We start from the raw sequence: 10198 nt of genomic DNA, 5'->3' as shown, positions 1-10198 counted from the left end.
TGGCTGTGGCGGGTGGGGTCCAGGTGGGGGTGTAGGTGGTGCGGTTGGCGGCGTGTGAGCAGCCGGCGCCCAGTAGGGCGAGGCAGATGGCCAGTGCGCCGGCTCGGCGCAGGTGATCTGCTCGGCGCGCAGGTTTCGGCGCATGGGGGTGTGCGGCAGCGGCGCGGGCCTGGTGGTGGCGGGTGCTGGCGTGTGGCTTGCTTGGGTGTGTGGGCATGTTGGGGGTGGCCTCCTCGATGAGGACCCGGGCGGGACTTGCTGGGGCTTCGGCTTGGCGTTAACGCACGCAACCGTAGCGTGACCAGCAGCCGCGGCGCTACTGGCTCCATCGCGCCTGTGGAAAACCCTTCACAGGGCGGGGTCTTCGGTGGCTGGGTGCTTGGAGCCCTGGCCCTCGCCCGGGACGGCTCATCGCAGCGACTCCTCCGGGCCCGCCCAGCCGACCCACGTCACACCAACCGATCTCGGCACGTAACGTCTACCGAACTCGGCACTGGATCGGGGCGGGAGGTGTCGGCTATGAGCGCCGTGCGCCGCGCCGTCGGGCCCGGCGGGCCGTGTGTACGGCGTCGGGCAGGACCGCCAGCAGGCGCTCAACGTCCTCGGCGCCCGTCTCCCGGCCCATGGAGCAGCGCAGCGTCGCCCGCGCCGCCCCTTCCTCGTAACCCATCGCCAGCATGACGTGGCTCGGCTGCGCGACCCCCGCATGACAGGCCGACCCGGCTGAAACGTCGATACCCGCCATATCCAGCGCCATCAGCAGCGCCTCGGCGTCGGCGTCCTCCACCCACAGGTGCGCCGTGCCGGGCAGGTGCGCCGCGTCATCGGGCAGGGTCGCGTGCACACCCGCCAGCGCCGTCGCCCCCGCCAGCAGGCGCGCGCGCAGCGGCTCCAACCGTGCCGTCTCCGCCGCCCGCTCGGCCACGGTCAGCTCCACGGCCAGCGCCAGTGCCCGCGCCCCGACCACGTCCTGCGTGCCCGAGCGCAGTCCCCGCTCCTGGCGTCCGCCCCCGGTCGGCGCCACCAGGGAGAAGTCCCGCCGCGCAATCAGGGCGCCGACGCCGACCGGCGCCCCGAGCTTGTGCCCGCTCAACGACAGCGCATCCAGCCCCCAGCCGTGAAAGTCCAGTTGCACCCGGCCCACCGCCGCCACCGCATCGCTGTGCACAGGCACGTAACCCGGCGCGTCCGGCCGGTCGGTGCCGGTAGCCGCGCGCACCGCCGCCACGATCCCGGCCAGGTCCTGCACTGCACCGGTCTCGTTGTTCGCAGCCATCACGCTCACCAGGGCGGCCCCGCACGCCAGTACCTCGCCAATCGCCCCGGCCTGCACCCGGCCCGCCCCGTCCACGGGCAGCTGCACATGCTCGCCGCCCAGCTGTGCTGCGGCGGTGCGCGCACTTTCCAGCACCGCCGGATGCTCAACCGGGGAGGTGACTAGGCGCGGACGATCCACTCCAGCGGCCCGGGCCGCCAGCACCCGGCCAACCACGGCCAGTGCGTCCGCCTCGGTGCCGCTCCCGGTGAAGACCACCTCATGCGGGTCCACCCCCAGTGCCCCAGCCAGCCGGGAACGTGCCTGCGCCAACAGCGCCCCGGCCCGGCGCCCCGAAGCGTGCTGCGCCGCCGGATTAGCCCACCCGCCCAGATCACCGGCCAGGTCGTGGGCGACCTGCTCGGCCACCTCCGCCCGCACGGGCGTGGTGGCGGCATGGTCAAGGTAGACGCGCGCGGCGGTACTCCCGGAACTCATGCGGGCAGCGTATCCGCCGCCTAAACCGGCCGCGGATAGGCTGGCCACATGACCTCCGCCCCGCAGCCAGCCCCCGACCGTCTCGCTCCCGGAACCACAGGGACCACTGCCCGCTCCCTGTCACGCGCCACGACCGACCGTGACGCCGAGCGCCGCGGCGAGCCTGGCCTGCTCGACCGGCTTGCCGCAGACCCAGCCACTCGCCTGCTGCTGGTGGACGCCCGCGGACGCGTCGCCCTGGATGCCCCGGCCACCGCCGCGGACCTGCCCGACGACGGCCTCGCCCCCGCCGTGCCGCATGACCGCGACGACGCCGTCTGGCGGCCCGGCCACGCAGCCGACGCCCCCAGCGCTGTCCGTCCCCGGCTCGCGCCCCTGACCGCCGCCGACGTAGACGCCACCGGCCTGACCCGCTTGTACCTGGGGCGTGAACGCGGCAGCGGCACCGGCGATGCCGCTGGGGCCGCCTGGATCGCCGTCGTCGTTCCCACCGACGACGTCGCCACCCCCACCGACGCCGAGGGCGCCAGCCGCCCCCACCCCTCCCTAATGCGGGCAATGGAGCGCTTCCCGCTATCAGCACTACGGGCCGTCGGCGCCGAACTGGATGCCCACGACGCCGGGCTGGCGACCCCCGCCACTGCCCTGGCCGCCTGGCACGCCCGCTCCGGCTTCTGCCCCCTGTGCGGCGGCCGCACCCAGATCGTCCAGGCCGGCTGGGCACGGCGCTGCACCAGCTGCGAGGCCCTCAGCTTTCCCCGCACCGACCCCGCCGTCATCATGGCCGTCACCGACGACGCCGACCGCATCGTGCTGGTCCACGGTGCCACCTGGGAGCAACACCGCTACTCCACAGTCGCCGGCTTCGTGGAGGCTGGTGAGCCCGCCGAGGCCGCCGTTGTCCGCGAGGTAGCCGAGGAGACCGGGCTGAAAGTGGCCAGCGTGGAGTTCGTCGCCAGCCAGCCCTGGCCCTTTCCGCGCTCCCTCATGCTCGGCTACCGGGCGCGGCTGGCGCCCGGCGAGCACCTGGCGCGCCCCGATGGCGCAGAGGTGACCGATGCGATCGTGCTCAGCCGCACCGAGATTGCAGACGCCGTAGCCGCCGGCACCGTCATCCTGCCCGGGCGGACCTCAATCGCCAGGATGCTGATAGAGGACTGGTACGGCGCCCCCATCGGCTGACCCCAGGGGACTGGGCCGCGGCGAGGCAGCGGGTTAACTGGGCAGCCACGTGCGCGGGCCGGAGCCGGGCTTACCCCGGACCAGCTAGAGCCTCGCCGGCTAATCATGTCAGCCGGGCGTGGCAGGCTGGGCCGCGATGAACGACCATGCCCAGGCAGCCGAGGCCCCGCGCCCCGCGGGCGCGCCCGCCGCTCTGCCCAGCCCCGCCCAGCTGCTCGACGCCCTCGACCCCGATCAGCGCCAAGTCGCCGAGCATCTGGAAGGAGCCCTGTGCGTGCTGGCAGGCGCCGGCACCGGCAAGACCCGGGCGATCACCTACCGGATCGCCCATGGCGTGGCGGTGGGCGCCTATCAGCCCACCCAGGTCCTGGCTGTGACCTTCACCGCCCGCGCCGCCGGGGAGATGCGCTCACGGCTTACGGACTTGGGGGTGCATGGCGCTCAGGCCCGCACCTTCCACTCCGCCGCGCTGCGCCAGCTGACCTACTTCTGGCCCACCGCCATCGGCGGGCGCCGCCATGAGATTGAGCGCTACAAGGGCCGCCTGGTGGGCACCGCCGCCCACCGCCTGGGCCTGAGCACGGACCGCGCCCTGATCCGCGACCTGGCGGCCGAGGTCGAGTGGGCCAAGGTCACCATGACCCTGCCGGAGGACTACGCCCAGGCGGCCGCCGCCCAGGGGCGCGTCGGGGTGGGGAATCTCGAGCCGACCACCGTCGCCCAGCTATTGGCCGTTTACGAGGAGGTCAAGGCGGAGCGGGGCGTGATCGACTTTGAGGACGTGCTTCTGCTGATGGTCGGCATCCTCAAGGACCGGGAGGACATCGCTGCCCAGATTCGCGGCCAGTACAAGCACTTCGTGGTCGACGAGTACCAGGACGTCTCCCCGCTCCAGCAGCGGCTGCTCGACCTGTGGCTCGGGCGACGCCGCCAGCTGTGCGTGGTCGGCGACGTCTCCCAGACCATCTACTCCTTTACCGGCGCCACCCCCGACTTCCTCACCGGCTTCGCGTCCCGCTACGACGGCGCCCGCACCGTGCGGCTGACCCGCGACTACCGCTCCACCCCGCAGGTGGTGTCCCTGGCCAACCGGGTGCTGTCGCGCTCGCGGCGCAGTGCCGGGGCCCTGTCCCTGCCTCCCGGGGCGGTGCAGTTGCAGGCGCAGCGGCCCTCCGGCCCCGCGGTGCGCTTCGAGGCGTACGACGACGACGTCGCCGAGGCCGCCGGAGTAGTCGCCCAGGTGCAGAGGCTGCAGGCCGCCGGTGTGCCCCTGTCCGAGATCGCCGTCCTGTACCGCACCAACTCCCAGTCCGAGGTGGTTGAGCAGGCACTGGCCGACGCCGGCATCGGGTACCTGGTGCGCGGCGGGGAGCGCTTCTTCGAGCGGGAGGAGGTCAAACGCGCCATGGTGCTGCTGCGGGCCGCGGCCCGCACCGAGCGCGCCGCTCTCACCGGGGATCCGGGCGCGGACGCCCGCATGGTGCTGTCCCGGGAGGGCTGGAGCGAGCAGCCGCCCGCCGCCCGCGGCGCCATGCGGGAGCGCTGGGACTCCCTGAATGCGATCGTGGAACTGGCCGACCAGCTCGGCGAGCGGCGCGGCGCGGATCTGGACGGTCTGGTAGCTGAGCTCGCGGCCCGCGCGGACGCCCAGAACGCGCCCACTGTCGAGGGCGTCACCCTGTCCTCCCTGCACGCCGCCAAGGGACTGGAATGGGATGCGGTACTGCTCATCGGCGCATGCGAGGGGCTGCTGCCGATCTCCCTGGCCGAAGGACCCGCCGCGATTGAGGAGGAGCGGCGCCTGCTGTACGTGGGTGTCACCCGCGCCCGCGAGCACCTGGTGATCTCCTACGCGCGCGCTCGCAACCCCGGCGGTCGCGCCGCGCGCAAGCCCTCCCGCTTCCTAGACGGCATCTGGCCCACCGACGCCGGCTCCCCCGCGGGCCGCCGCTCCGGCGCAGGGTCAGGCGCGCGCGCTCGCGCCAAGCAGGCGGCCGCCGACTTCGAGGCCGAGAATGACCCGTCCACCGTTGCACTGTTCGAGCAGCTGCGCGCCTGGCGCTCCCAGGTCGCCAAGGCGGGATCGAAGCCGGCGTACACCGTGTTCGCCGATGCCACCCTGCGCTCGATCGCCGTCGTAAAGCCGAGCGTGCTACCGCAGCTATCGCTTATCCGTGGGGTGGGCGCAGTCAAGCTCAAGGAATACGGGCCCGATGTGCTGCGGGTGGTGCGTGAATTCACCCTAGAGAGTCAGTGACCCATAGCAGCGTATGCGTGCCGCCCGCCGTTCCAGTGGTACCGGGCGCCGCTGCATCAGCGTGCGCCTCACCGTCCGTCACCCGCTGGCACAGGCACTCGGGATGCGGGTGCCAGCGGCGTTCCGTGCCCACGGGCTCGGCTGCGGTCAGCTCGACGCTACGGCCCTCCCACAAGTCTCCGCGACCGGTGATGACATCCACCACCGCACGCGCCGCCAATGCCGCAGCCTGATGCAGCAGCAGGCGCTCCATCACCGGTGCCGGCAGCAGGCGTAACTGGGTGGCTAGGGAGGGCCAGCTGGGATCGGCGTCGCGTTCCCACAGGTCCAGGCAGGTAGTGCATACCGGGGAGTCCTCGGTCACTAGGGGCCCCACCCGCACACTGACCTCCCGCACCACCACCGGCAGCTGCGTGACCCCGGCCCGCGCCAGGTCACGCGCGCACACCGGGTCGATGACATGACCGTCCAGGGTCAGGACCACGTCCGGGCTCCGGTCCAGCGGCGCCCGGGTGCGAACCTGCGGGGACAGGCTCTGAGCCCATTCCTCCAGCGTGCAGTCGTCGGGCAGGATCGTGACTACCCCGGCCTCCACCAGTAGGCAGATGACGTCACGGGCCAGCTCTCCGCCGCCACGGATGGCGACGGCGCCGGCGCGCAGCCGCGCTGCGCGCTCGGAGGGGTCCGCGGTCAGCCGATTCCAGTAGACCGCGTCCGCGTTGTCAGGAGGCTCGGGGGAGGTGTCGATGACGCCGACCTCTTTCAGGTCGCCAATGATCTCTCGCGCTCTTTCCAGGGGGACCCGACTCCAACGGGCGGCCCGGTACACGCCGCCGGGCTGGATTTCTGCGGGGAGCCGGTCCAGTAGCTGCTGCTCGCCGCTGGTCAGCCCCGAGAGGATCGTCGCATGCCCCTGCTCCGCGCCGATCTGGCTCTCACCGGGGGCACGCCACAGGACGGGGGACTGGCCACGGAAGCGCATATCTGCTCCTGAGTGTTGCTGCTCGCGTCCCGGACGGGAACGCCGCACACAGCATGGCACCGGCGTGGGTGCTCCGCCAGAGTCAGTCTGCGCCCTGTGGAAAACCGTCGTCGCGGCGGCCTCCGCCGCGGTTCTAGCCGGTCAGTCGGCGGCGAGCACGGCTTCGCAGGTCATCAGTCCGTCCGTGTCATCGGCTGCGATCGCCTGTACCGTGCTCACGGCCTCGTGCAAGGTGCCCACGGCGTAGACCTCCAGGCCATTGGGGACATTGCCAACCACTTCCTGGCAGTTGGCGGCCGGGGCCAGGAAGTAGTCGGAGCCGTCCTTGCGCGCCCCCGCCATCTTCTGCCTGATACCGCCGATCGCACCGACTGTCCCATCTATGGAGATAGTGCCTGTGCCCGCAATGTCCTTGCCGCCGGTGAGGTCTCCGGGCGTGATCTCATCGATGATCCCCAGGGCGAAGATGGTGCCGGCGCTCGGACCACCCACGTCCGACAGGCCGAAGGAGGCGTCGACGTCGGAGTCCGCCCGGGCGGACAGGCTCAAGCCCAGCAAGGACCCCTCTGAGTCCGGCCGGCCATCCCCATCGGCGTCCTGGGGCGTGATGGTGCTCAGCGTGACATCGACGTCGGCCCCGTCTCGCTCCACTTGCAGCGTCACTGGCGTTCCCGGGTCAATCGTGGTCAGCAGATCACGCAGCTGCGGGTAGGAGTCAATGGTGGTCCGGGTGCCGGCGGTGGTAATGGACTTCAGCACGTCACCGGCCTGAAGGTCGCTGCCAGCCTGTTCCTCTGCCGTACCCTCGATTGTGAGGACCATGCGCGGGGCGTGCCCTGTCTCCATCAGAGCGGCTACCACGGCCGCATCCTGGGAACTGGTCATTTGCGCCTGGTTGACCTCTTCAACCTGTTCAGCGGTCAGGGTCTTCGGGCACACCTGCTCCCGGTCCAGGACCGTCTTGTCACTACTGAGCCAGGCGTCCACGAGCATGAAGAACGTCACGGGGTAGCCCGGGCAACCCGATACTGACACTGTGGTCATGCGCAGGGCGCCGGTTGTCTCGTAGGTCTGGGTGCCGGTGACAGTCAGCAGGTCCTCGTCAGCGCCGTCGGACGGGCCTGCCAGCACGTTCCAGGTGGGGCCAGGCGCCTGGATGACCTTATTGACCGGCACAGTCGCGCCTGCGATGACCAATGCGGCCGCCAGCGCCAGACCGATCAGCAGCCGGGAGCGGTGGCGCCCGCGGAGGCGGGCGTGAGGGGCCTGCGGTGAGGCACAGCCTGCGGCCGCGGTGGCATCCTCCACGTCAGGGTCGGTGCCTGCCGCGGAACTCGTCGCGGCCGCGGGCACAGCCGATTGGCCCGGTTCGGGAGAATCGGCTGAGGTATCCACGGTGGTCGGGGCGTGGTCCTCGGGGTCGCCGGCGTGCGGCTCGGTTCCGGGGGCGTCGGAAGGGCGTAGCGTCACGGGGAACATCATGACGGGTGATCCTGGGAGCGGGCTGCCACCCGCCTGAGGTCGGCTGGGGACCTGGCACGCGGCGCGTGGGAGGCGCCTGCGGGGAACGAGGGCGGGTCGCATGGCTCGCACTCAGGAATGGATGCAATGATCCGGGTGTTTTCACTGTGCGGTCGCCGCGGGCGTCCCGGCCAGCGCCGCATACACGCCGGACCCACTGAGACCCACCGAGAGGAACCCATGAGCGCGGACCCCTTCGACGAGATCGAGCAGCTGCTTGCCACGATGTTCGGCCCCCAGATGGCCGCGGACGCGGTGGGTGCCCTGCGGGCCTCCGGTGTTGACCCGGAGCAGCTCGCCCGGATTAGTGGCATGGGAGACCTGTCGCGCCTGACCCCGGCACAGCTGAGTGGCCTTCAGGCACAGATGCAGGGGCTGTTTGCGGGCGCCGCCAGCGGTACCGTCAACTGGTCGATGGGGCAGGACCTGGCGTTGCGTACCGCTCGTGGTGATGGCGACCCGGTCATTACCGCCGCAGATGCTGAACAGACCAGCAAGGCCTTGGCCGTTGCCGACCTCTGGCTCGACGCCGCCACCGACTTCATGCCGGCGCCCGGGCCGCGCGAGGCCTGGTCGCGTTCCCAGTGGGTCGAGCGCACCCTGCCGGTCTGGAAGGATGTATGCGCACCCGTGGCCGATGCGGCCACCGGGGCGCTGGGCGATGCGCTGCAGCACCAGATCACCAGGCTGGCGGACTCCGAGGCCGCGAGCGCCCAGATGGGGGCGCTGGGTAACGTCATGCGTTCCATGGCCGGAACCGCCTTCGGCTTGCAGCTCGGGCAGGCCATCGGCGAGTTGGGCCGCCAGGCGGTTGCCGCCACCGATGTCGGTCTGCCGCTGACCCGCGAGCCGGGGACGGCCCTAGTGCCTGCGAACGTTACGGCCTTTGCCGCCGAGCTGGAGGCCGATGCGGATCAGGTCAGGCTCTTCCTGGCGGTGCGGGAGGCGGCCGCTGCCCGCCTGTACGCCCACGTTCCCTGGCTGCGCAGTCAGCTGCTGGCCGCTGTGGAGGCGTACGCTCGCGGCATCGTGATCGACGTCGACGCCGTTGAGCAGGCAGTTGCCCAGGTGGACCCGAACGATCCGGAGGCGATTCGGCGTGCGCTCGAGTCGGGCATGTTCGCCCCCCAGGAGACGGGCGCCCAGAAGGAGGCCCTGGAGCACCTAGAGACCCTGCTGGCCCTGGTTGAGGGCTGGGTGGAGGTCGTCTCTGCGCGTGCGCTGGCGCCGCATTTGCCACTTGCCGTTGCACTGCGCGAGATGGTCCGGCGCCGCCGTATTCAGGGCGGGCCGGCGGAGCAGGTATTCGCCCGCCTGATCGGGATGGAGTTCCGGCCCCGCCGCGTACATGAGGCCGCACGGCTGTGGGAGAGGCTGGGCGCGGAACTGGGGGACGCCGAGCGCGATGCGTTCTGGCGTCATCCCGACGTCGTGCCTACCGCTGCCGAGCTGGCCAACCCGGACGACTTCCTGACCATGCGGCGTGCCGCCCAGGACATGGATGCGGAGATGGACGCGGACCTGGCCTCCCTGCTGGACGGTACGCTCGGTTACGCCGCTGGCGCCAAGGACGCCGACGCGGGCGGCGGGGCCGCGCGCGAGGCGGATGAGCCGGGAGCCGCCCCGGAGGACGAGTCTGAGCAGTGACGCCGTCGGGGGAGTCTAGGGCGAGCGCCGGGAATCGCCGATGCTGTGCTAGCCGGTGCTAATCAGCTCTAGTCGGTGCTGACCCGTGCCGACCGGAGGCGGTGGAGGGCGGCTATTGCAGAGTGTTCCGCAGTGCCTCCACCAGGCCAGGTACGAGGTTCTCGCCGACCACTACCGCGTCCGCCGAGTCATGGGAGCGGGTGCGCAGGGCACACCAGGACTCCCCGGAGCGGAGCACGCCCACGACGATCCGCACGTCGTCCCGGTCCGGCCGGGACGCCAGGTAGGCGGAGCGCTTCTGCGGATCCCTGATCGCGGCTGCTTCCCGCTCCGCCTCGTCGGGAAGCAGCATCCGTTCCGTGGATATGGCGGTGCCGTCGACCTCCTCGGGCCAGACGATCCCTGCCAGCAGCTCCTCCAGGCTGTATACCGGTGGCAGGTCGCCCTGCTCAATGGCGGTGAGTGCCTCCGGATCCGTGCGCGCCTCCGCGAGCGCGGCGGCGTCGAGCATCCGTTCCAGCATGGGGTCCTCCTGCAGGGCCGCGGCGGTGCGCACCAGTGCGAAGACACCCACGGGAGCGTCCCAGCCACTGCTGGCGGCATGCTCCTCCAGCTGGACGACCACGCGCCTGAGGGCCGCCTGCCGGGGGGCGGTGGGGCGGTTGACGGGTTTCGCGCTCGGGATCCCGGTGGGATCCTGGCTCGTATCCTCGATCATGGTGCCATCATGCCAGTAGTGGCGCAGGTACTGGGGTCGGGCGGCGCTTCCCGGGGCGTGGGGTACGTGGGCCGGAACAGGTGCGCGTGGCCTTGAGGCAGGCTGCCGTGCCAGCTTGCTCCGGGCGCAGCGCTGCCT

General features: G+C 71.5%; 8 protein-coding genes. 3 read left to right on the top strand and 5 right to left on the bottom strand.

Going from position 1 to position 10198, the window contains the following annotated elements; all coding sequences use genetic code 11:
- Together GZ997_RS12495 and GZ997_RS11510 are read right to left on the bottom strand one after the other, a co-directional pair.
- Positions 1 to 217: hypothetical protein (locus GZ997_RS12495; RefSeq protein WP_203234233.1), on the bottom strand; the 217-nt coding region annotated here is incomplete at its 3' end.
- A gap of 300 nt (positions 218 to 517) precedes the next feature.
- Positions 518 to 1753 (bottom strand): cysteine desulfurase family protein, encoded by a 1236-nt coding sequence (locus GZ997_RS11510; protein ID WP_162679983.1) that lies wholly within the window; start codon positions 1751 to 1753, stop codon positions 518 to 520.
- A 48-nt stretch (positions 1754 to 1801) separates the two neighbouring features.
- On the opposite strand from GZ997_RS11510, the gene nudC reads away from it, so the two are divergent.
- Both nudC and GZ997_RS11500 read left to right on the top strand, forming a co-directional pair.
- Complete coding sequence (gene nudC / locus GZ997_RS11505; protein WP_162679982.1) at positions 1802 to 2935, top strand: NAD(+) diphosphatase; 1134 nt, start codon at positions 1802 to 1804, stop codon at positions 2933 to 2935.
- Between the two features lie 136 nt (positions 2936 to 3071).
- Entirely contained in the window at positions 3072 to 5192 is a 2121-nt protein-coding gene (locus tag GZ997_RS11500; protein WP_162679981.1) for an ATP-dependent DNA helicase UvrD2, read from the top strand.
- Here GZ997_RS11500 and GZ997_RS11495 read toward each other — a convergent pair.
- Positions 5173 to 6174: a thiamine biosynthesis protein ThiF gene (locus tag GZ997_RS11495; RefSeq protein WP_238994438.1), complete on the bottom strand. Its 1002-nt coding sequence runs from the start codon at positions 6172 to 6174 to the stop codon at positions 5173 to 5175. The genes GZ997_RS11500 and GZ997_RS11495 overlap by 20 nt on opposite strands.
- A 141-nt stretch (positions 6175 to 6315) precedes the next feature.
- Positions 6316 to 7644: a S16 family serine protease gene (locus GZ997_RS11490; RefSeq protein ID WP_343212335.1), complete on the bottom strand. Its 1329-nt coding sequence runs from the start codon at positions 7642 to 7644 to the stop codon at positions 6316 to 6318.
- A 231-nt stretch (positions 7645 to 7875) separates the two neighbouring features.
- Here GZ997_RS11490 and GZ997_RS11485 point away from each other — a divergent pair, with 231 nt between their 5' ends.
- Positions 7876 to 9342, top strand: a complete 1467-nt coding sequence (locus GZ997_RS11485) for a zinc-dependent metalloprotease (RefSeq protein WP_162679980.1) — start codon at positions 7876 to 7878, stop codon at positions 9340 to 9342.
- A 112-nt stretch (positions 9343 to 9454) separates the two neighbouring features.
- Here the strand turns inward: GZ997_RS11485 and GZ997_RS11480 are convergent, their stop codons facing one another.
- Positions 9455 to 10060 carry a PPA1309 family protein gene (locus tag GZ997_RS11480; RefSeq protein ID WP_203234232.1) on the bottom strand — a complete coding sequence of 202 codons (606 nt, stop codon included), beginning with the start codon at positions 10058 to 10060 and terminating at the stop codon, positions 9455 to 9457.
- Positions 10061 to 10198 lie beyond the last annotated feature (138 nt).

This window comes from Actinomyces sp. 565 (assembly GCF_010365615.1).
Taxonomy (GTDB): domain Bacteria; phylum Actinomycetota; class Actinomycetes; order Actinomycetales; family Actinomycetaceae; genus Actinomyces.
Note: the sequence above shows the minus strand (reverse complement) of the source record. Positions and strands in the feature narration are given on the sequence as shown.

Bases quoted from the DNA above. Each gene is read 5' to 3' on its own strand.
- GZ997_RS11485 (WP_162679980.1), top strand. From the start codon at position 7,876: ATGAGCGCGGACCCCTTCGACGAGATCGAGCAGCTGCTTGCCACGATG.
- nudC (WP_162679982.1), top strand. From the start codon at position 1,802: ATGACCTCCGCCCCGCAGCCAGCCCCCGACCGTCTCGCTCCCGGAACC.
- GZ997_RS11480 (WP_203234232.1), bottom strand. From the start codon at position 10,060: ATGATCGAGGATACGAGCCAGGATCCCACCGGGATCCCGAGCGCGAAA.
- GZ997_RS11495 (WP_238994438.1), bottom strand. From the start codon at position 6,174: ATGCGCTTCCGTGGCCAGTCCCCCGTCCTGTGGCGTGCCCCCGGTGAG.
- GZ997_RS11500 (WP_162679981.1), top strand. From the start codon at position 3,072: ATGAACGACCATGCCCAGGCAGCCGAGGCCCCGCGCCCCGCGGGCGCG.
- GZ997_RS11510 (WP_162679983.1), bottom strand. From the start codon at position 1,753: ATGAGTTCCGGGAGTACCGCCGCGCGCGTCTACCTTGACCATGCCGCC.